Origin of the sequence: Tamlana sp. 2_MG-2023 (assembly GCF_030548465.1) — a bacterium.
Taxonomy (GTDB): domain Bacteria; phylum Bacteroidota; class Bacteroidia; order Flavobacteriales; family Flavobacteriaceae; genus Pseudotamlana.
In genome coordinates this window covers 1-22,962 of record NZ_JAUOSF010000009.1, presented here as the reverse complement: position 1 = coordinate 22,962, position 22,962 = coordinate 1, and the positions used below count along the sequence as shown (strand labels likewise).

16 protein-coding genes are annotated in these 22,962 nt (G+C 34.7%); 9 read left to right on the top strand and 7 right to left on the bottom strand.

Features of this window, described 5'->3' with window-relative positions:
* Positions 1–107: 107 nt before the first annotated feature.
* Genes Q4566_RS14165 through Q4566_RS14150 form a run of 4 tightly spaced genes read left to right on the top strand, consistent with a single transcriptional unit; the run spans position 108 to position 7,719 of the window.
* Complete coding sequence (locus Q4566_RS14165) at positions 108–2,222, top strand: glycoside hydrolase family 97 protein (RefSeq protein ID WP_303422481.1); 2,115 nt, start codon at positions 108–110, stop codon at positions 2,220–2,222.
* Between the two features lie 52 nt (positions 2,223–2,274).
* Positions 2,275–4,167, top strand: a complete 1,893-nt coding sequence (locus Q4566_RS14160; protein ID WP_303422478.1) for a glycoside hydrolase family 13 protein — start codon at positions 2,275–2,277, stop codon at positions 4,165–4,167.
* Between the two features lie 6 nt (positions 4,168–4,173).
* Positions 4,174–6,060 carry an alpha-amylase family protein gene (locus tag Q4566_RS14155; RefSeq protein WP_303422475.1) on the top strand — a complete coding sequence of 629 codons (1,887 nt, stop codon included), beginning with the start codon at positions 4,174–4,176 and terminating at the stop codon, positions 6,058–6,060.
* Positions 6,061–6,063: 3 nt separating this feature from the next.
* The gene (locus Q4566_RS14150; RefSeq protein ID WP_303422472.1) at positions 6,064–7,719 is read left to right on the top strand and encodes an alpha-amylase family glycosyl hydrolase; all 1,656 of its coding nucleotides are present in this window, start codon (positions 6,064–6,066) and stop codon (positions 7,717–7,719) included.
* A 335-nt stretch (positions 7,720–8,054) separates the two neighbouring features.
* On the opposite strand, the gene lysS is transcribed toward Q4566_RS14150, so the two are convergent.
* On the bottom strand, positions 8,055–9,746 hold the full coding sequence (gene lysS, locus Q4566_RS14145; protein ID WP_303422470.1) for a lysine--tRNA ligase: 1,692 nt from the start codon (positions 9,744–9,746) through the stop codon (positions 8,055–8,057).
* 425 nt (positions 9,747–10,171) lie between these two features.
* On the opposite strand from lysS, the gene Q4566_RS14140 reads away from it, so the two are divergent.
* Positions 10,172–10,336 (top strand): YqaE/Pmp3 family membrane protein, encoded by a 165-nt coding sequence (locus Q4566_RS14140; protein WP_082935990.1) that lies wholly within the window; start codon positions 10,172–10,174, stop codon positions 10,334–10,336.
* Positions 10,337–10,526: 190 nt separating this feature from the next.
* Here Q4566_RS14140 and Q4566_RS14135 read toward each other — a convergent pair whose 3' ends face one another.
* Positions 10,527–11,225 (bottom strand): hypothetical protein, encoded by a 699-nt coding sequence (locus tag Q4566_RS14135; RefSeq protein WP_303422464.1) that lies wholly within the window; start codon positions 11,223–11,225, stop codon positions 10,527–10,529.
* Between the two features lie 234 nt (positions 11,226–11,459).
* On the opposite strand from Q4566_RS14135, the gene lipB reads away from it, so the two are divergent.
* Positions 11,460–12,158 carry a lipoyl(octanoyl) transferase LipB gene (lipB, locus tag Q4566_RS14130; protein WP_303422460.1) on the top strand — a complete coding sequence of 233 codons (699 nt, stop codon included), beginning with the start codon at positions 11,460–11,462 and terminating at the stop codon, positions 12,156–12,158.
* 148 nt (positions 12,159–12,306) lie between these two features.
* Here the strand turns inward: lipB and Q4566_RS14125 are convergent, their stop codons facing one another.
* Positions 12,307–13,269 (bottom strand): bile acid:sodium symporter family protein, encoded by a 963-nt coding sequence (locus Q4566_RS14125; RefSeq protein WP_303422458.1) that lies wholly within the window; start codon positions 13,267–13,269, stop codon positions 12,307–12,309.
* A gap of 83 nt (positions 13,270–13,352) precedes the next feature.
* Entirely contained in the window at positions 13,353–13,937 is a 585-nt protein-coding gene (locus Q4566_RS14120; protein WP_303422455.1) for an acetate uptake transporter, read from the bottom strand.
* Between the two features lie 274 nt (positions 13,938–14,211).
* On the opposite strand from Q4566_RS14120, the gene Q4566_RS14115 reads away from it, so the two are divergent.
* Both Q4566_RS14115 and Q4566_RS14110 read left to right on the top strand, forming a co-directional pair.
* Complete coding sequence (locus Q4566_RS14115; RefSeq protein WP_303422451.1) at positions 14,212–14,979, top strand: OmpA family protein; 768 nt, start codon at positions 14,212–14,214, stop codon at positions 14,977–14,979.
* A gap of 25 nt (positions 14,980–15,004) precedes the next feature.
* Positions 15,005–15,421 (top strand): hypothetical protein, encoded by a 417-nt coding sequence (locus tag Q4566_RS14110; protein ID WP_303422448.1) that lies wholly within the window; start codon positions 15,005–15,007, stop codon positions 15,419–15,421.
* Between the two features lie 90 nt (positions 15,422–15,511).
* Here the strand turns inward: Q4566_RS14110 and Q4566_RS14105 are convergent, their stop codons facing one another.
* The 3 genes from Q4566_RS14105 to Q4566_RS14095 all read right to left on the bottom strand — a co-directional run bounded on the left by Q4566_RS14105 (position 15,512) and on the right by Q4566_RS14095 (position 19,795).
* Complete coding sequence (locus tag Q4566_RS14105; protein WP_303422445.1) at positions 15,512–16,561, bottom strand: nucleoid-associated protein; 1,050 nt, start codon at positions 16,559–16,561, stop codon at positions 15,512–15,514.
* Between the two features lie 149 nt (positions 16,562–16,710).
* A complete protein-coding gene (locus Q4566_RS14100) occupies positions 16,711–19,143 on the bottom strand; it encodes a ribonuclease HII (protein ID WP_303422442.1) in 2,433 nt (810 codons plus the stop codon).
* A 52-nt stretch (positions 19,144–19,195) separates the two neighbouring features.
* Positions 19,196–19,795 carry a ribonuclease HII gene (locus tag Q4566_RS14095; protein WP_303422439.1) on the bottom strand — a complete coding sequence of 200 codons (600 nt, stop codon included), beginning with the start codon at positions 19,793–19,795 and terminating at the stop codon, positions 19,196–19,198.
* Between the two features lie 272 nt (positions 19,796–20,067).
* On the opposite strand from Q4566_RS14095, the gene Q4566_RS14090 reads away from it, so the two are divergent.
* On the top strand, positions 20,068–22,071 hold the full coding sequence (locus Q4566_RS14090) for a putative porin (protein ID WP_303422436.1): 2,004 nt from the start codon (positions 20,068–20,070) through the stop codon (positions 22,069–22,071).
* Positions 22,072–22,962: the final 891 nt, after the last annotated feature.

The following is a 22,962-nucleotide window of genomic DNA, read 5'->3' as shown; positions in this document are numbered from 1 at the left end:
TCAGCTTTATGAGATTCCGAAATAAATTCGGAATGACGTAAATACAATGTTTAGGTTACAAAACGGATATACAAAAAAATATATTTAATAATAAAAAAATAGGACTTATGAAATCAGTAATATTAACCTTAGGGCTGTTGTTTTCAGTAGTTTGTTTAACTCAAGGACAGGACTTAAAATCTCCCAATGGTGATTTAAACATGCATTTTGAACTAAAAAAAGATGGTACACCAACTTATAAACTGCATTATAAAAATAAGGCGGTTGTTAAAACCAGTGGTTTAGGTTTAGAGTTGAAGGATGATAACAAATCTTTATTGGATGATTTTACGATTTCAAAAACCGAAACAGCAACGTTTAATGAGACTTGGAAACCTGTTTGGGGTGAAGAAGAATCAATTCGTAATCATTACAATGAATTGGCAGTCACCTTAACTCAAAAGGAAACCGAACGCGTTATGATTGTTCGTTTTCGTTTGTTTGATGAAGGTTTAGGCTTTCGATACGAATTTCCTGCACAGAAAAACTTGGTGTACTTTACCATTAAGGAAGAGCGTAGCGAATTTGCAATGACTGGCGATCATACAGCATTTTGGATTCCTGGAGATTATGATACTCAGGAGTATGATTATACAGAATCTAAACTTTCGGAAATTCGTAGTTTTTCTGAAGGGGCTGTTACCGAAAATTTATCACAAACCTCTTTTTCTCCATCAGGAGTACAAACGTCACTAATAATGAAAACCGACGATGGGTTGTATTTAAATTTGCATGAAGCGGCTTTAATTAATTATTCTTGCATGCATCTTAATTTGGATGATAAAAACATGGTTTTTCAGTCATGGTTAACCCCAGATGCTAACGGCGATAAAGGTTATATGCAAGCACCTGCAAAGTCACCTTGGCGAACAATTATGGTGAGTGACGATGCTCGTGATATATTAGCATCTAAAATGACCTTGAACTTGAATGATCCTTGCGCTATTGAAGATACTTCATGGATTAAACCAGTAAAATATATTGGTGTTTGGTGGGAAATGATTACTGGAAAAGGCGCTTGGCAATATACAGACGAATTGCCAGCAGTGCAATTAGGGGTTACAGATTATTCTAAGGTGACACCTAATAAAACACATTCAGCCAATAATACCAAAGTAAAACGCTACATTGATTTTGCTTCAGAACATGGCTTTGATGCCGTGTTGGTTGAAGGTTGGAATGTAGGTTGGGAAGATTGGTATGGCCATTCTAAAGATTATGTTTTCGATTTTGTAACGCCTTATCCTGATTTTAATGTTGAAGAAATTCACGCCTATGCTAAATCAAAAGGTGTTGAAATGATGATGCATCATGAAACTTCTGCTTCCGTTAGAAACTATGAACGCCATATGGACGAAGCGTATCAGTTTATGAATGATCACGGTTATAAATCTGTAAAAAGTGGTTACGTAGGCGATATTTTACCGCGCGGTGAAAACCATTATAACCAGTGGATTGTAAATCATTATCAATATGCTATTGAAAAAGCAGCAGATTATAAAATCATGGTAAATGCGCACGAAGCGGTGCGTCCAACCGGTATTTGTAGAACTTATCCAAACTTAATAGGAAACGAATCGGCTAGAGGTACAGAGTATCAAGCTTTTGGTGGGTCTAAACCAAATCATGTCACGGTTTTACCTTTCACACGTTTAATTGGAGGACCTATGGATTATACGCCAGGTATTTTTGAAATGGATATTTCTAAATTAAATCCTAAAAATAATTCACACGTAAACAGCACAATTGCTAATCAATTAGCCTTGTATGTTACGATGTACAGTCCGTTGCAAATGGCAGCCGATTTACCTGAACATTACGAACAGTTTATGGATGCCTTTCAGTTTATAAAAGACGTCGCTATCGATTGGGATGAAAGTAAATATTTAGAAGCCGAACCTGGCCATTATATTACTGTGGCACGTAAAGAAAAAGGTAGTAACAATTGGTTCGTTGGAAATGTAAACGGAAACGATACGAGAACGTCTAACATTTCTTTAGATTTCTTAGAAAAAGGAAAAAAATACGAAGCAATCATTTATGCTGATGCCAAAAATGCACATTACAAAACGAATCCGCAGGCATATACCATCACTAAAAAGAAAGTGACAAGTAAAACGAAGCTGTCACAGGAGTCTGTACCAGGCGGTGGTTTTGCAATAAGTATCAAAGAAGTGAAATAAGTAAACTATTTTCTTTTCAAAAGAAAGTTATAAACCCTCATAAATATTGGTTATGCATACCTATTTAAGTACAATAAAATACAGTAAACAAAGGCTTGTTTTAGGCTTGTTAATCGTTTTTAACTTGGCTTTAAACGCGCAAACCATACGTGTTGAACCATCAAATTGGTGGGTGGGATTTCAAAATTCGGAATTACAATTGTTAGTGCACGCTCCTAAAATAGGTGAAACCACACCTAAAATTAATTATGAAGGAGTAAGCATTAAAAAAACACATCAAGCGCATAGTTCGAATTATTTATTCATCGATTTAAAGATTGATAAATCAGCAAAACCAGGGCAGTTTGAGATTGTTTTTAAACCAAATAAAGGCAAAAAAATAGTTTATACTTATGAATTAAAATCCAGAGACAAATCCGCGGAAGCGTACGTAGGATTTAATAGTAGTGATGCTATTTATTTAATCACACCTGATCGTTTTGCTAATGGCGATACATCAAATGATGTTGTTAAAAGTATGAACGAAAAAGTGTTAGATCGTAAAAATGATTACGGTAGGCATGGTGGTGATATTCGTGGTATAATCAATAATCTGGATTATATTCATGGTTTAGGTTTTACAGCTATTTGGCCTACACCTATGCTAACCAACGATATGCCAAGTTCGTCTTACCATGGTTACGCGATGACGGATTTTTATCAAGTTGATCCGCGTTTTGGAACCCTGGATGAATACATTGAATTGTCTCAAGAAATGAATGAGCGTGGTTTAAAACTGATTATGGATATGGTAGCAAATCACTGCGGAAGTGAGCATTGGTGGATGAAGGATTTGCCTTTTGAAGACTGGCTAAACCAACAAAAAACATTCGAAAACAAAGGGGAGCTTAAAAACTCGAATCACAGACGAACTACAAATCAGGATGTATACGCTTCAAAAATTGATAAAAAGGAAATGACTGAAGGTTGGTTTGTGCCTTCAATGCCAGATTTAAATCAGAAGAACCCTTTTATGGCAAAATACATCATCCAAAATAATATTTGGTGGATAGAAACCTTAAACCTTGGAGGTATTCGTCAAGATACTTATCCTTACCCCGATAAATATTTTATGAGTGATTGGGCTGGGGCTATCATGACTGAGTACCCGAATTTTAGTATCGTGGGTGAAGAGTGGAGTGTGAATCCGTTATTGGTGCGTTACTGGCAAACAGGAACACCAAATAAGGAAGGTTATGAATCACATTTAACGTCTACAATGGATTTTCCAATGCAAGAAAATATTGTAAATGCTTTAAATGAAAAAGAAGATTGGGGTACTGGTTTGGTGAAAATGTATGAAGGTTTGGCAAACGATTTTGTGTATACAAAGCCTGAGTCTATTCTAATTTTTCCAGACAATCATGATATGGATCGCATATTCACGCAACTCAAGGAAGATGTAACTCATACTAAAATGGCGTTAAGTTATATGTTTTTAATGCCTCGAATTCCCCAAATGTATTATGGTACCGAAATTTTAATGCAGAATACGGCAAAACCTCACGATCATGGTTTAATAAGAACCGATTTCCCTGGTGGCTGGGAAGGTGATGCGGTGAATGCTTTTTCTGGCCAAGGCTTAAGCAAAGATCAAGCGAGCATGCAGGATTTTGTGCAAAAGGTACTTAATTATAGAAAAGATAGTAAAGCCATTCATGAAGGTGAAACCATTCATTTTGCACCCGAAAATGGTGTGTATGTTTTGGCTCGAATAGCAGGAGACGAAACGGTAGTGCTCATATTAAATAGAAATGAAGCAGCTATCGATTTAGACTTAAATCATTATAAAGAATTAGGTTTAGAAGGAAAATCTTTAAAAAACATGATATCGGGTACACCAGTAAAATGGGGTTCCCATTTAAAGTTATCAGAAAAAGGAATGCTCTTGTTGACCTCAAAATAAAAGACCATGTTTGAATTTCGAATAATACTTATTGCTCTTACTTTAGCAGCATTTGTTGGTTGCCAGACTAACAAGAAAGAATCCCTTAAAAAGAAAAATACGATCGCATCAACAGAATCACCTAAAAAAGCGGTAGTTTATCAAGTGTTTACACGCTTGTTTGGAAATACCAATACCACAAATAAGCCTTGGGGTACCATTGAAGAAAATGGTGTAGGGAAGTTTAATGACTTTACAGATAAGGCTTTAAAAGAAATTAAAGATTTAGGGATGACTCACATTTGGTACACTGGCGTACCACACCACGCAGTTATTACCGATTATACTAAATATGGTATTTCTAACGACGATCCTGATGTAGTAAAAGGTCGTGCAGGATCACCTTATGCTGTTAAAGACTACTACAATGTAAACCCAGATTTAGCTGAAGATCCAGCCAAACGCTTAGAGGAATTTGAAGCACTAATCGCGCGTTCACACGAAGCTGGTTTAAAAGTGATTATTGATATTGTTCCTAATCATGTTGCTCGAAAATATGAGAGCATTTCTAAGCCAGAAGGGGTTTCCGATTTTGGTGAAAACGATAATACTGCCGTTGTTTATGACGTGAATAATAATTTTTACTATAACCCAGATGAGGTTTTTATGGTGCCAGAACGACCAAATGGTTATTTGCCTTTAGGTGGTGATAAGAATGCTTTATCCGACGGGAAATTTGAAGAGATTCCTTCAAAATGGACGGGGAATGGTTCGCGTTTATCACAACCAGATCCTAACGATTGGTATGAAACGGTTAAAATTAATTATGGCGTTTCTCCAGAAGGAAACCGTGATTTTGACGTCTTGCCTGATCATTTTGATAAGAAAGACTATCAAGCGCATTTCGAATTCTGGAAGGATAAAACAGTGCCAAATTCTTGGGATAAATTTAAAGACATCGCTTTGTATTGGATTGAAAAAGGTGTTGATGGCTTTCGTTACGATATGGCTGAAATGGTTCCTGTGGAATTTTGGAGTTATATGAACTCCGCTATTAAAATGAAGAATCCTGATGCTTTTTTATTAGCCGAAGTTTATAATCCGAATTTGTATCGTGATTACATCCGAAAAGGAAAAATGGATTATCTCTATGATAAAGTGCAGTTATATGATACTTTAAAATATGTGATTCAAGGTAAGCGTAAAACCCATAATATTCCAGCGGTTCAAGAAGATTTGAAGGATATTGAGCATCATATGTTACACTTTTTAGAAAATCATGACGAGCAACGTATTGCAAGTCCGGAGTTTGCTGGTGATGCGAATAAAGCGAAACCTGCTATGGTAGTGTCGGCAACAATTAGTTCTTCGCCTACTTTAATATATTTCGGACAAGAATTTGGGGAGCCTGGAGCAGATGATTTAGGTTTTGGAGACCCTTCAAGAACATCAATTTTTGATTATGGAAATGTGCCGAGTGTTAACCGTTGGGTGAACAATAAGCAATTTGATGGCGGGAAATCAACTCCTAAGGAGCTGGAGTTACGCGATTTTTATAAGCGTTTACTAAATTTCACCATTACAAGCGAGGCTTTAATGGGAGCGTATCAGGATTTACATGAGTTTAACAAAAACCAAACTGCAAACTATGGCGGAAAACATTTAGCTTTTGCACGTTGGAGTAATAACGAAAAATTAATTGTTGTGGCCAATTTTGATGCCAAATATGGCGCTGAATTTACTTTAAAATTACCAGATGCCCTTATAAATACTTGGCAATTACAATCAGGTGACTATATCTTAGAAGATCAATTAGCTCATGTTTTTAAAACCAAATTAGAGCTTACAAAAGATGGGGCTTCAGCAAAAATCATAGTAAAACCTTTAGAATCTTTTATTTTAAAACTACAGTAAATCATGAGGAAGTTAATAATTGTTTTAAGTGTAGTGTTTATGGGATGTCAAAACAAATCAGAATCAACTGCTAAGGAAGTTATTGATACCCCATTTTCATGGGATGCAGCTACTGTTTATTTTATGTTAACCGATAGGTTCAATAACGCCGATACTTCCAATGATATTAATTTCAACAGAACTGATGAAGCTGGCGTTTTAAGAGGGTTTGAAGGAGGAGACCTTAAAGGTGTGATTGAAAAAGTAGCGTCTGGTTACTTCACGGATTTAGGTGTTAATGCCATTTGGATGACACCAATTGTTGAACAAATTCATGGCGGTACCGATGAAGGTACTGGCGTATCTTATGGCTTTCATGGTTATTGGACTAAAGATTGGACCAACCTAGATCCTAACTTCGGGACAAAAGAAGACTTGAAAAAACTGGTTGAACTTGCTCACAGCAAAGGAATTCGTATTGTATTAGATGCTGTTATAAATCACACAGGACCTGTAACCGAAAAAGACCCCGTATGGCCAGACGATTGGGTAAGAACTGGGTCTGCTTGCGACTATAAAAATTATAACCATACCGTACATTGTACTTTGGTGGAAAATCTACCAGATATAAAAACGGAAAGTAATGAGCCTGTAGAGCTTCCAAAACAATTGGTTGAAAAATGGAAAGCAGAAGGCCGTTACGAACAAGAAATCGCAGAATTAGATGCTTTCTTTGATCGTACAAAATACCCAAGAGCACCGCGGTTTTATATCATGAAATGGCTTTCCGATTATATTACCGAATTCGGAATTGATGGTTACCGCGTCGATACTGTAAAACATACCGAGCCTTATGTGTGGCAAGAGTTTAGAGAAGTAGTCAATGCTGCTTTTACCGAGTTTAAATCAAATAACCCTGAAAAGGTTTTAGACGATAATGATTTTTACCTAGTTGGGGAAGTTTATAATTATGCCATAAGCCACGAGAAAGCTTTCGATTTTGGAGATAAAAAAGTAAATTATTTTGATAAGGCGTTCAATCAATTAATCAATTTTGAATTTAAGTGGAATGCACAGCAATTGGATTTGGAAAGTATGTTTTCAAAATATGACCGTATCCTTCATGGCAACTTAAAAGACTATAGTGTTTTAAATTATTTGAGTTCTCATGACGACGGACAACCATTCGATCCCATGCGTAAAAAACCTTATGAGACAGCTACCAAATTATTATTGTCTCAAGGTGCTGCTCAAATATATTACGGTGATGAATCAGCAAGAATACTACATGTCGAAGGTGCTGTTGGAGACGCCAATTTACGTTCGTTTATGAACTGGGAGGCTATTAATTCGAATCCAGAAACACAGTTGGTTTTAAAACATTGGCAAAAATTAGGTCAATTTCGAGTAAAGCATCCTGCTATTGGAGCAGGGCGCCATCAAATGATATCTAAGCTACCTTACGTGTTTTCTCGAAGCTATAATAAGAATAACTTTAAAGATGTCGCTGTTGTTGGTTTAAACCTAGATAAAGGGCTTAAGTCTGTTTCTGTTTCAGAAGTTTTTAAGGAAGGCACAAAAATTAGAGATGCTTATTCTGGAGTAGAATCCATAGTGAAAAACGGGCAGGTTGAGATTGATTCAGGTTTTGATATCCTGCTTCTAGAAGAAAGTTATTAATGTCTTTTGCTCAATTTGCTGAAGCAGTCGATAAGGAATTAAAATAATTTTCCTTAAAAAATTAACATTTGGATTGCGTAATCTTAAGGGAATTGTAAAGTTTAGATGTAATGCTGTTAAACAATTCTAAATTGTTTAACTATAACGAAGAAAATCACTCTCTTTGTAGTGTAATTAGTTAAAACAAGTACTTTCGAAAGTACCTCCTAAAATGACTTTCGAATTCAAAATATTTTGGTTTTAAAATTATGTTTAGTTTAGTTAGTTTGTTAAAAACGAAAAGCCGGCTGGTTACCGGCTTTTTTTATGCAATAATATGTCGTTTCAAAGTGGCTTTACACCAGTTCTACAAACAAACCGTCGTCAGTTTTTTCAACTTTAGCCAGATTGTGTTTCGTTAATTCTTTAATCGTTTTATCCCATTTTTTATTAGATAAACCAGATTGTGCTTTTAAGTCTGTTAAAGCTAATTTTTCAGCCTTCTTTAAAAGGTCTAAAACGGCTTTTCCTTCTTCACTTAATGGAACCGCTTTTTTCTCTGGGCGCATTTGCGGGAAGAATAATACTTCTTGAATCGATTGATTGTTTGTTAAAAACATAATTAATCGATCCATTCCAATACCCATTCCAGATGTAGGAGGCATCCCGTATTCTAAAGCACGTAAGAAATCATGATCGATAAACTCGGTAGCTTCATCATCACCCTTAGCAGCCAGTTTTAATTGGTGCTCAAAACGCTCACGTTGATCTATTGGGTCGTTTAATTCAGAATAAGCATTCGCTATTTCTTTACCGCAAACCATAAGTTCAAAACGCTCGGTTAATTCAGGGTTGTCTCTGTGTTCTTTACACAGCGGGCTCATTTCCTTTGGATAATCGGTAATGAACGTAGGTTGGATGTAATTCCCCTCACATTTTTCGCCAAATATTTCATCAATCAATTTACCTTTCCCCATCGTTTCATCAACTTCAACACCTAGGTCTTTGGCAGCTTGTCTAATTTCATCTTCTGTTTTACCAGTAATATCAAAACCTGTAAATTCTTTAATAGAATCGGCCATTGTTACTCTAGCGTACGGCGCTTTAAAGTCTATCTCGTGTTCGCCAAATTTTGCTTTAGTCGATTCGTTTACAACCATAGCACAGTATTCTAATAAGCGCTCACAGAAATCCATCATCCAGTTGTAGTCTTTATAGGCTACATAAATTTCCATGGCTGTGAATTCTGGATTATGTGTACGGTCCATACCCTCGTTTCTAAAGTTTTTAGAAAACTCGTAAACCCCATCAAAACCACCAACAATAAGTCTTTTTAAATACAACTCATTGGCAATTCGCATGTATAAAGGAATGTCTAAACTGTTGTGGTGTGTTACAAACGGACGTGCCGCAGCGCCACCAGGAATAGGTTGTAAAACAGGTGTTTCAACTTCAAAATAACCAGAGTTATTAAAAAATGAACGCATCGCATTAAACAACTTGGTACGTTTTATAAAAACGTCTTTCACATGCGGATTTACTACTAAATCAGCATAACGTTGTCTATAACGGTGTTCTGGATCTGTAAAAGCATCGAAAACAACGCCATCTTTTTCTTTTGGTAATGGTAATGGTTTTAAAGCCTTACTTAAAAGGGTAAAGTCTTTAACTCTAACCGATTTTTCACCAACCTTAGTTGTGAATAATTCACCTTCAATGCCAACAAAATCGCCAAAATCTAAAAGCTTTTTAAAAACCTCGTTGTATTTAACCTTGTCTTCCCCTGGGCAAATTTCGTCTCTATTAAAATAGACTTGAATTTTACCTTCCGAATCTTGTAATTGTGCGAAACTCGCCTTGCCCTGCACCTTTATCATCATTAATCGCCCAGCGATTACAACCTGTTTGCCTTCTTCAAAGTCGTTCTTGACATCTCTAGACGTGTGGTTTACATGATATAAATCAGCAGGATAAGGATTAATCCCTAATTCGCGTAGCTTCGTTAGCTTTTCTCTTCTTACAAGCTCTTGTTCAGATAATTGTGACATACTCTAAATACGGTGTGAAAATTTTTAAGAAGCAAAGATAATCAATTGATTTCCTTTTTTTAACTAATGATTTACGAATTTTTAGGGCGTTACCACAAGGGTCGGGCTATCCGTTGCAATCTTTTTGTTCGTACCTCTCAAAAAGGATTTCCACTGCTATCCCTAACGCGGAAAAACTTAAGGATCTGTAAATGTTTTGTAACATTTTAGGTTTGTTTGCGTCTTACTTTTTGGAGACAGGATACTGAAGTGAAAAATTAATAATTAATAATGAAAAGTTAAAAATGAAAAATTAAAAATTCAATCATTCTTACGTCGGTTACACGGTTAAACAATTTTCCAAAAGTCAACAGTCAAAAGTCAACAGTCAACAGTCAAAGGCCAACAGTCAACAGTCAACAGTCAAAAGTTAAAAGTCAATAAAAATGTCATTCTGGAGAGTATTATTATCTATTATTTGTCCGCCATTAGCCGTTATAGGTAAAGGTTGTGGCTCGGTATTAATTGTATTTTTACTGTGGCTTTGCGGCTGGGTGCCAGGGGTTATTGCTGCTTTGGTGATTCTAAACAATCCGAAATACGCCAACTAAAGGCATAAAAAAAGAGGCTGTCTAAAAAGTAAAGTTTTCGTCAATCTGAACTTGATTCAGGTTCTCATAATGATTGGTTATCAGTATGATGCGATTCTGAAATCGAAGATTCAACGAAGTTAAATAAATTCAGAATGACGTACTATAATACTTTTTGTACAGCCTCCTTTTTGTGTGTTATGAAAAAAGATTATTTCGAGAAAGAAGTCATTTCTTGTTTGCTCTCCAGCTTACCTTTTTTACTATAAGTTTCTTGTTTTACAATACCAGCTCCTTTTGCTATCCACTGTTTTGATTTGGTGTGTTTTGTGATTAACATGTTAATTTCAGAATCATGTTCAATAACCATACAATCAAAAGTTCCAGCCGGAATCGTTATTTTTTCTTCACCTACCACTTTACGGTTGTAAACTTTAATTTTAAAATTCATGTTCATCGCAGAAGAAGATACCTTTAAGTTTAATATGTTGTCAGGAAGTGTTTGTCCAACTTTTAAGTTGTTAGGTATCACCATCATGGTTCCATCGATATCCACATCAATATCCTTTCCAGCCATTTCTGATGTCATTTTTTCACTCATTAATTTGTTGAAATCTATAGATACTTTGTCGGCATCGCAAACCATATCGTATTTAGCGTTTATCGTTTCCTCTCCTTTAGCATTCCTCATTACGGTATGAACTGTTGCTTGGTTTCCTGAGTTAGCAACAACTTCATAATTATCAGTAGACTGTAATTTGTTTTTCTTGTCGTAATGCGAAATTTCATATTTCGTCCCTTGATCAAAAGGAAAATAATCGCTACAATCTTGAGCGCTTGATAGATCGGAGTTCATTAAAATTCCGAAAAAAAGGAGGGAGGTACTAAGTGTTTTTAAAGTCATATTCATGGTAATTAATATTTTATTTACAATAAAGGTAATAATTATATGTCGTCCTTCTTTTTTTTAATAGGGTGTTTTTAACCGAGCTACGGTCTAGCTATCTATCTTTATTGTTATTTAATAATTATATTTGCAAAAAAATAAGGAGATTTAAACCTCTTGTTGTTAAGAGCAAGTTATTTTTATATAAAAATGTGAGAGACCTTTGTAGTAATAGGTGTCACAACGATAAAAAAGCCAGTGAATAAAAGAGTAGAAATACAAGAATTAGGGCAAAAGGACTATAAAGCGACCTGGGATTACCAGGAAACGGTGTTTAAGAGCATTGTAAATCTTAAAATTAAAAATAGAAGAGAAGAAACAACTCTTGCTACTCCTAACTACTTGTTATTTGTAGAGCATCCACACGTTTATACTTTAGGGAAAAGTGGCGATATGTCTAATTTACTGTTGGATGAACAACAACTTACCGCAAAAGGAGCGACTTTTTATAAAATTAATAGAGGCGGAGATATTACGTACCATGGCCCCGGACAAATAGTAGGCTATCCCATTTTAGATTTAGAAAATTTCTTTACAGACATTCATAAATACTTGCGCTTGCTTGAAGAAATGATTATTCTCACTTTAGCCGAATACGGACTCAAATCTGAAAGAAGCCCTGGAGAAACAGGTGTTTGGTTGGATGTTGGCACACCGTTTGCCAGAAAAATTTGTGCTATGGGCGTTCGCGCCAGTCGTTGGGTAACTATGCATGGTTTTGCATTAAATGTAAATGCCGATTTAGGGTATTTTGATAATATCATTCCCTGTGGAATCCGTGGAAAAGCTGTAACCTCTTTAAATGTAGAATTAGCTAAAAAACATGTAGATGAAGCCCAGGTGAAAGAAAAGCTATTAAAACATTTTAAAGCCCTTTTTGAAGCCGAATACATTTAGCAGAAACCCTAGTAATCTAACATTTTCTTTAAACTCTAAGTCTCCTCAATTCCCGATCTAGTCTTTAACTACTTAACTTCTTAACTACTAATTTTAACTACTTCAACTCCTTAACTACTTAACTACTCCAACTCCTTAACTCCTAAATTTACTCATCAACACCTCTCTCCAACCTAGCAGCTACAATACTAATAATAAAGATTTGCATGGCGTGAAAGAGCATCAATGGTAACAGAATTAAACCCACAGGAAAAGTAGCAGGAAATAATATTTCGGAGAAAACAGTTCCGTGAACTAGCGATTTTTTCGTGCCGCAGAATTGAGCAGTAATTTGATCTTCCCTGGAGAAATTCAGTGCTTTCGCAACAAAACCTACAATTAAATAAACACTATAAAACAGGAGAATAAGAAATGCAGCAATGATTAATAGGTCAACAAAGTTTATAGCACTGAAAATATGATCTTCAAAGGAGTGCGCAAAACTTTTGTAGATAATTAAAAGGATAACTAATTTATCAAAAGTGGTTAATTGGTTTTTATATTTTGACGTAAAATTTCTTCCGAAGCGCTGTAAAAGGATGCCCAAGGCAACAGGAAGAATTATCGTGATAATAAGACTGCTGTAAATGGTCGTTAAATCAAAATCGGTAGTGTTTTTCGGAATAAAAAGCTCCATCCATAGTGGTGTGATCACAATTCCGATAAGCCCTGAAATACTAGCGTTAAAAATAGCAGCAGGAACATTTCCTTTAGCGATAGACACCATAACCACCGATGAAGAAACGGTAGAGGGTAAAGCCGCGAGAAAAAGAAAGGAGAGCCAGAAACTTTCGCCTTCTTCAGTTGAAATAAAAGGTTTAGCCGCAAGAACAATTAAAGGGAAAAGTAAAAATGTAGAAGTTTGAACGACGACGTGAAGTTTCCAATTATTTAAGCCTGATTTAATTTTATCCGGACTCAGTTTTAATCCGTAAAAGAAGAATATTAAGGAAACACCAGTAGTACCAATTAAATCTAGAGGAACAGGACTTGACGCGCTTCCCCACTGCGGAAAAAAATAAGCCAATATGATCGTTGCTATTATTGCTAAAACAAACCTGTCAATTTTCATAGGTGTTTGGTGTTATAAAAGAAAAAACCATTTTCAAAATAATTCAAAAATGGTTCTTTTATTTAAATAATAATAGTTTTAAACTAATTAACTGGGCCAATTGGGAGTATAACCTTTTTGTACAGCTCATTAATTACTTGTGCTACCCCCGTATAAATGGCAGAGAAACCACAAAAAATACCAACGTACCCAGCAAAGTGACCAATAGAAACACTGTGTGTGTAATCGCCAAGTGCTAATAAAAAGAAAAGTAGTGTTAAAGAGCCAAACACAAATTGTAGTGCACGGCTAATCTTAAAGGTTCCAATAAATAAGGCTCCTGTGAAAATTCCCCACATAACTAAATAAGAAACCAAAGAAGTATTTTCGGGAGCTGAAGTAAGTCCTGTTTTAGGCAACATGACTAACGCAGCAAAGCTAAGCCAGAAAAAACCATAGGATGTAAATGCAGTTGTAGCAAAGGTGTTTCCTTTTTTCCATTCCATGATACCTGCTATCACTTGAGCCATACCTCCATAAAATATCCCCATCCCTAAAATGATTGAATCTAGTTCAAAAAGACCAGCATTGTGCAAATTTAATAGTACCGTTGTCATTCCGAAGCCTAATAATCCAAGAGGAGCTGGATTTGCGGTGTTGTCTACTAATTGCGTTGTATTATTTTCCATCGAATATTTTTTTAAATGTGAAAATTAGAGTCCGCTTAAAGTGAGATTTTTTTCACCCAGCAAATTTAGTGAATTTTAGGAGTTTTATATTTTAACAAATGTTAGAAGGAAGTTAAAAAAATATTCATTTCAAGCGTAGTTTGATGGTATGAAGTTGATTACAAAGCGCGTAAAATAAGTGAAATTGGTTTACCAGTCGTCGTTTTTTGAAGGTAAAAATTTATATGTTATCCTTTTTTTCGTACATTTAAAAGCGATACTAAAAACCACAAATATGAAAAAAACACTAGCTTTATTACTATTTATTCTTTTTCTACTCTTGGCTTGGTTTAGCTGGGGCTGGTATAAAGATACCGTAGTATGTTGTGCGGAACCTGAACCAGTTGTTGAATATGGTCCGTTAATTTTTGACTGCGCTACTGGCGAAGTTATTACAAATGAATTATGGTCTGAGAAAAAACAAGAAATTCTTGATGCTAAAGTAGAAGGTAAAAAATTACTATTAGTAGGCCCTTATTTTACAGGAGAAACAGAGCAGGCAGGACTTGATCGGGCAGAAAAAGTAAAAGCTTTATTTACTGAATTATCAGCAGAAGACGTTGAAATTGATTCTAGAGCGGCTAGCGATTGTGAAGTGACTAAAGTTAAAATGCTTCATGAGCTTAAATATAAATGGGTGACTCGAAATGACGATATCATGGAGAATTTTGGCACCACAATGGTATTTTATAAATACGATTCAACCGAGGAAGTTTCTAGTGAAAGTGTCTTGGCTTATTTTAAAGAATTAGCAACATTTCTTAAAGATTCTGGAGATCATATCTTATTAGTAGGACATACCGATAGCGATGGAGCGGCAGAATACAATGAAGATCTAGGTTTTAAACGTGCTAATGAGTACAAATCACATCTCATAGGTTTAGGTGTTGCCGAGGATAAAATCACGGTAGAATCTAAAGGCGAAACCATGCCTTTAAAACCAAATGATTCTAATGAAAATAAAAAACTTAACAGACGTGTAGAAATACACATTACCAAATAACAATTAACCAAAAAAAAATATAATTATGAGATTATTACAAATAAGTACTACTGCTTGCGACGGATCTGATGTCTTTTGGCCTTGGCTTTTATGGCTTTTAGCGGCCTTTATATTAGGTTTCCTATTAGGTTGGCTTTTAAAGTCTATTTTTGGATGTGGCGGTAGCGAAGAAAAAGTAACCTATGTTAAACAAGATTTAACGAAAATTGAAGGTATAGGGCCTAAAATTGAAGGCTTACTTAATAATAAAGGCATTATAAGTTATCAGCAGCTTTCTAATACGCCTATTGATTTTCTTGAAACCATGCTTGTAGATGCAGGTCCTGCATATACAACCCACAGAGGAATGACAAGAACTTGGCCTGCTCAGGCTAACTTAGCTCATCTAGGAGAATGGCAAGAGTTAAAGAATTGGCAAGACGTTTTAAAAGGAGGCGTTTAAATAGCACCACACTTTATCAACTAAACCAAAAAAAGCCATCTGAATTTATTTTTAGATGGCTTTTTGATTGGAGTAAATGGTATATATTATTTAATCTTCAGCGTTGAAAAATACTTTATAGTAATGCATTTTTTTCTCGTCGTCATAACCACGTTCTAAATATTCAGCAGAAGCATCAGGCGCGTCAATATCTAGTTTAATTTGAATATTGGTATCAAGCTTAATGTCAGTTTTTATTTTACGCTTCTCTTTCGTAACAACAGATTCTGCAACATCAAACTGATTTCTAATCACGAGGTTTTGGGCACCTTCAAATTCCTTCTTGTAATCATCAAACTGCTGCTTGTGTTTATCTTCTTCGAAAAGTTCTTCTTTAAACCGTTCTACATTAACAATTTCATTTTCCTTGAAAAAATCTATGGTTTTGGCTAAGAAGGTGTTTTTTTCTTTAGCGCCGTAACTGGTTTGTATAATTTCTGTTGAAAACTCTTTACAGAGTTCAATATATTGCTGCGTGTGGTTATTGGCATCATCGGCGTATTTGATATTCAGAAAATGATTAATCCAATACTGGGCATCATAACTGTTGTTGTCTACACTTAAAATAATATTGCCTTCAGTATCACTTTGATTTAAAATTAAGCAACCTTTATCTACTTTTTTTGAACTAATCCCTTTTTGAACCAACACATCATAACTATTGTCTTCTAAATAGGTTTGAAAGAAATTCACTTTGCTTTCAATTTTAAAGATGCCAACCGCGTTGGTAGTCATATCTTGGTATTCTATGCCTTCAAACATCACGACTAAAACATCTCCGGTTTTTATTTGAGACGAGTTAGATTGTTCAAATAAATGCGTAACAATGTGTTTTGAAACATCAACAAAGGCTTCTTCATCATTAAATAATTGCGCCGCATAACTGTTTATTTCATTTAATGAAATGTTAGAATGGTGATTAAAGCGGTAACTCTGTACAACACTTCCAAAAGGTCTTAGTAAAAACGGCAACATGAGTTCGTAACTGGCTTCGTCAAAATCAACGGTTTTATCTGAAAAAGCATTTTTAGTGTCGTTGAATTTATTTCCAACTTTATGAATTATAAATTGAGAAATGGAAGCGTTTTTTCTAGAAATCATCTGCGTGTTATTTGGTATGCAATAGTATTAAATTATGTTGACTTTGGTGTTAAAAAAGGACGCCAAAACTTGTGGTTACGAATTTCACCAAGTTTACCTTAAATTGGCAAACTTCACAAATCGAGCTGTGTTTCCTCAATAATAACCATCTAATTTATCTGATACAAGATAATAGAGTTCGCATCACCTTTTGTAACAAACTCTAACCTATTGTCTTTGTCGATTTGTTGGAGTTCTATGGGGCCGTTACCGTACACTGGAAAGTTTGGTAGTAATTCAGACTGGCTATCGAACAAATACACTTTGTTTGCGTGTAAATCTGTAGTCGATACATAGATTTTGTCGTTTATATAAAACAGTCCAGGTTTAGAATATTGTCCGAAATCTAATTCGGTAGTCTTGTCCTTTATAAGTAGTTTGTTTTCCGTTTGAGCGACTAAAGTTTTACTTGTCGTTTCTAAATTGTGATTTTTAGTCAGGTTTAAATTTTTAATGGAAACACCACCTCGAGTATCAACCGAAATTAAATCACCAGTCTCTGTTGTCGTTGTGAAATTGTTATTGTATTCGAAAACAGGTGTTTCAGAAAAACTATTAAACGCTTTTGTTTTGACTCTTATATTTCCAGTTCGGTTTAAAATATAGAGTTTGTTTTGTGTTTTAAAAACGATATAATCTTTTCCTGAAATTCTAAAATGCTCTGGTTTACAAATAATGGAATTATTAGCCGATTTAAAGGTAAAACCATTTATAGATTTTCCTCTTGCATCGTACATCAGTAGATTTTTACCCTGAGTGACTAGCAAACGGTAGTTCTTTCTATTATCATAATCGAAAACAGCTAGCGGTTGGGTAATTTTATCGTTGAATTTTAATGCGAAGGGCTTAACATCCTTGCCATTTCTATCTAAAACATAAACACGGTTTGGCGTTGCAAAGACCAATTGCAATCTGCCATTTTTATACATGTCAATTTGTTCAATACGGCCTAAAACAGGACCTTGAAGTTGCTTTTTCCAAAGTATTTTTCCCTTATTAGAAATTAAGTATAAGTTGTTGCTAACATCTTGAACCACGATTTCTTGCTGTTTCGAAATATGGTTTTTAACAAACTGCGGATTGTTTAAAAGGGGATTATCTAATTTAATATTTAGTTCTTCTGAAATGGAATTCTCGTAAGCTTTTGTTTTATTTTTTAGAATCACACCATTTACATGGGCAAAATTAGTGTCGTATATATATTGAATAGCAGAAGCATTATAATTGGACACGTCGAAATCTTCCGAAGATCCAAGATTTCTATCTAAAATAAGTTTTAATGTAGAAGCATTATTAAATTGAAGTAATGATGCGGCATCACTAATTACTGCTTTCGTGTTTTTGTAGAGGTCTTTTTCGGCTAAAGTTGTTTTATTTTGGTAATTCGAGATGATGTTTTGAAGCATGTCTTTATCATCTGAAAACACAAAAAACTGATCCAAGACACAGTAATTTGTTGCCTTGTTGAAGGAAATTAGTGGAGCAAATTTCTGTTGAAACAAATCTGGCTGGCTAAAATCGTAGATATCAACCTCGCGGTAATTGTCGTTTATAGATTGTTCGCCAAGAAGTGCATCGTTGGTGGCGATAACATCTAACGAATTTAAGACGATTGCACGATTATCATCTTCGTAAATTACACCAACTTCAATGACATCATTAAATAAAGTGGTTTCATTAGTTAAAGAATCTTTTTGTTGAAATTGACGAATGTTAGCTTCAAAAGTTTTAAAATTATCAAAGGTCATACTTAAAAAACCATCACTATTGGAAGGGGTAATATGCTGAATCTGGTTTTCTTGAGGGACAGTGCCTTTAAAGGCATTAATCAAACTTTTTGTTGAGTCATTGGCTTTAGAGATGCCATTAAATTGAATACTATTTTGGTTCAATTCGATATCAAGCGCTAGATATTCCGAGAAATCGTTTAAAGGAATCGAATCTTGAATAAAAAATGACTTTAGAAAAGGGTTTTCAGGTTTCACAACCACTGAAAAAGCTTTGTCGCTTCCCGTGGTATTGTATATTTTTTTTAATTCGGGGTCTTTTGGCGCATTTTCAAAAACAGCTTCAACCAATGCTTTCGATGAAGAAGCAAAAAATGTACTATCTATAACGGCACTATAAAATGTTGCGTCATCAATAGTCGATTTAATGATGGTTTTCTTTTTGTAAATCAGAGATTCTTCAATGTAATTAGGAATGGAGTCGGTTTCAAATAAAGATTTTTCAAACTTGGTAATGACTGAATATTGCAAACTGTCGTTTTCATCTTCCGAAAGACAGATTAAAAAGTCGGAAGTAGGTTTAAAATAAGTGAGGTTTTCTAATTTACTTTCTAAACCTTTATAAGCACTTGTTTTAGAAAGTTGCTTAAGAAAGTCGTTATTTGTTATGCCACTTTTAACCCCGTCAATTCGTGACGTTTTTATAATAATGGACGTGTTATTTGGTGCGAAATCTAAAAGTTCAGAACGTTTAGTGTTCACATCGGTACAACTAATTAAAAATATAAGTAGTAGTGGGATGCAAAAAAATCTCATGGGTTGCAATTGTTTCTACAAACCTACTATATTTTTTAATTCATTTAAAACCTTATAGCGTTAACTTTAACTGTTCTGGTAATAATCTGAACGTTTTCCGATGATATTTTGTAATTCCGAATTCTTTAATCGCAGCGCGATGTTCTTTTGTGGGGTAGCCTTTGTTTTTTTTCCAATTATACATCGGGAATTCTTCATGTATTTTCTCCATGTATAAATCACGATAGGTCTTCGCTAGAACCGATGCCGCTGCAATGCTTAAATATTTGCCATCACCTTTTATTATGGTTTCATGCGGTATGTTTGGGTAGTCTTTAAACTTATTACCATCTACAATAATATATTCTGGAATCGTAGATAGTTGCGCAATAGATTTATGCATGGCAAGAATTGAAGCATTCAGTATATTTATGGTGTCAATTTCCTCTTGATAAACGTGCGAAACACCAAAACATAAGGCCTGTTCTTCAATAATAGGCTTTAAGAGCATGCGCTTCTTTTCGCTAATTTGCTTCGAATCGTTTAAAATCGTGTTTTTAAATTTTTCAGGAAGTATGACTGCAGCTGCTGTTACGGGACCCGCCAAACAACCACGACCAGCTTCATCGGTGCCACATTCTAAAATTAAACCGGAATGATTTTTTAATAACATGCCGCTAAAATATTGATTAATCTAAAATATTTCTGCTTTATGAGTATGCAACTTTATAATTGCAGTTTAATCACATATACTTGAGGAGTGTTTGTTATGATATGTAATGACATCATCTAATAGGTTTGCAAGGTATCATAGACTGAAATTGGCCTGCTATTCATTATTTGAAATAATTTCACGCACTTTACGTTCAAATAATTACTTTTGCTTCTAGAAAAAATTGTTCGAGCGATACAGCATAAACGTTGTTATTTACCTATAAGTTTAATATGATAGTAACATTGAAAGGGAATACTAATAAAAGGAAGCCACAACTTAATACTATATTTTTAGTTTCCGTATTTCTTTTATTTGCGAATATTATTGGCGCTCAAGAAAACCCTGACGAACGTTTGGCTACGCCAAGTCAAGATTCTATTAGAGAGCCTGAACACCCTGGAGCTGCGGATGGTAATAAAAAAGTGAGGTTAAAGGGGGATATTGATGAGTATCAAATTATATCATACCGTAATGATACGACTTTTGTAGATACGACATTAAGCATTCAAAAAGATTATAAATTCAATTACTTAAGAAAGGATAATTTTGGGTTAATTCCGTTTTCAAACTTAGGACAAACTTACAACAGCCTAACCTATAACTTTGAAAACACACGGTTAATGCCTCTATTTGGTGCGCGTGCTAGACATTTTAACTACATGGAGGTTGAAGATATTAACTATTACCGTGTGCCTACGCCGCTAACAGAGTTGTTTTACAGGACAGCATTCGAACAAGGACAGTTGGTTGATGCTTTTTTTACGGCAAATATGTCTCCTAGATTAAACTTTTCTATCGCTTATAAGGGCTTACGTTCCTTAGGGAAATATCAACACCTTTTAACGAGTACAGGAAATTTTAGATTCACACTGAGTTATGCGACTAAAAATGACCGTTATCATGCACGCGGACATTGGGTAACTCAAGATTTGATGAATCAAGAGAATGGAGGTTTAGATGAAGATAGTGTGCTTAATTTTGAATCTGGAAATCCAGAATTTTTAGACCGCTCCATTTTAGAAGTTGGTTTTGAAGATGCTCAAAACATTGTTGTAGGTAAGCGTTATCATTTAGATCACCATTATAAAATAATCAAGCAGAACGATTCTCTTGCAAAGAACAAATTAACCATAAATCATATCATAACTGCCGAAAGTAAATATTACCAATATGAACAGACAACAGCAAACACGACTTTCTTTGGGAGTTCATTTAATGCCAGTAACCTTTCAGATAAAGTAACACTAAAAACGCTGTATAATGAGTTACAGCTAAATTATAGTAACAATATAATAGGGGATTTACAATTAAATGTTAATGACTCTTATTATAATTATGGTTATGATCAATTAGTGTTGGTCAATGGAGAAACGATAGCCAATAGACTTAAAGGTGATGTAGTTGCGGTAGGAGGCAAGTATCATAAGCAATATAAAGGATTTGACTTGGTTGGTGATATAGGCGCAAATATTGCGGGCGATTTTGATGGAAATTATATAAAGGCAGAGGCGTCCTTTAAACTGAACAATGATATTGAGGCTATTGCTTCGATAAACCACAGTTCCAAAGCGCCTAATTTTAATACCTTATTATATCAGAGTAATTATTTAGATTATAACTGGCAGAACGATTTTAGTAATCAAGAAACCCAGCAATTGGCGTTTAAACTAAAATCGGATAAGTGGGCAAATATTTCGGTCGATTTTTCTACTATTGATAATTATGTTTATTTCAAAGAAGATCAAGTTTCGGGTCAGGTATCACCATTTCAAAATAACGAGACCATAACCTATTTGCGCGTTCGATTAGATAAAGAGTTTCGTTTAGGGAAATTCGCATTGAACAACACGATAGAATACCAGAATGTTGACGACGCCAATCAAGTTTTAAATGTTCCAGAGTTTAATACACGAAACACCTTGTATTTTTCTAGTCATATGTTTAACAAAGCCTTGTTTTTACAAACAGGGGTGACATTTAATTATTTCACGAAGTATTATATGAACGCTTACAATCCTGTGCTAGCAGAATTTTATGTTCAGAATGATAGAGAATATGGTAACTTCCCAAGACTAGATTATTTTGTAAATGCTAAAATTCGTCAAACGCGTTTATATCTAAAGGCCGAACATTTCAATTCCTCGTTTACAGGGTATAATTACTATTCGGCGCCAAATAATCCATATCGTGATTTTATAGTGCGTTTTGGTGTAGTTTGGAACTTTTTCCTATAGCTATTGTTTCTTATTTTATATGCCTTTCGGCGGAAGTGTTTATGACTTCATATATAATGGTATGTAATTAACGAGAGCAGCATCAAAACGGTCTTCGCGCGTCGAGAAGCATTTCATAATAAAAGTAATTAGCCTTTCGGCGGAATAATTAGCGTTACATATAATGTATACATATATAAAGGAGATATAGGTTCAATCACTTTTAAAGTTTTTAGAAGATTTCGTGGAAAAAGCATACCTTCAACACAAAAAGAAGCACCCAATTAATCTGAATCAGACATGTTTTGGTTATTGTTACCCCAGTGTAAAGTCTTTTTTGAGTCATGTAAAAGATAATTTTAGGCCTTTTTGATCATATTTCCACAAAACCCAACCAAAACAGAAACATCCAAACCAACATTTTCCAGCATAAACCATCACTATTATAAAGGATAAATACAGTAGGGTTTATAGTAACCCTAAAATCTAATAAAAAGACAAAACTTTTTCAAGGCATAAATAACACATTTACTGCAAGTTAAAACGAATCAAAAAAAATAATCAAAAAAAGGCAATAAAAAGTTTGTTGTATAGGAAGAAACAGTTGTATATTTGCACCCCGCTAACAAAGGCATAGCAGTTGTAGCGGTAGTTCATTAACAGTTTTATGGTATTAAATTAGGGTTAAAAAACTTTAAAAAAATAATCAAAAAAAACATTGTGATATTAAATAAAGGTTGTATGTTTGCAGCCGCTAAAAACGGCACAGCTGTTGAGGCAAAATTAAGTTCATGATTAGGTTTTGAGATTAGAAATAAAGTTCAAAAAAACTTTTAAAAAATATCAAAAAAACATTGTGAGTTAAGAAAAAGGGTTTTACATTTGCACCCGCTTAGCAAGGAAACGAGCTAA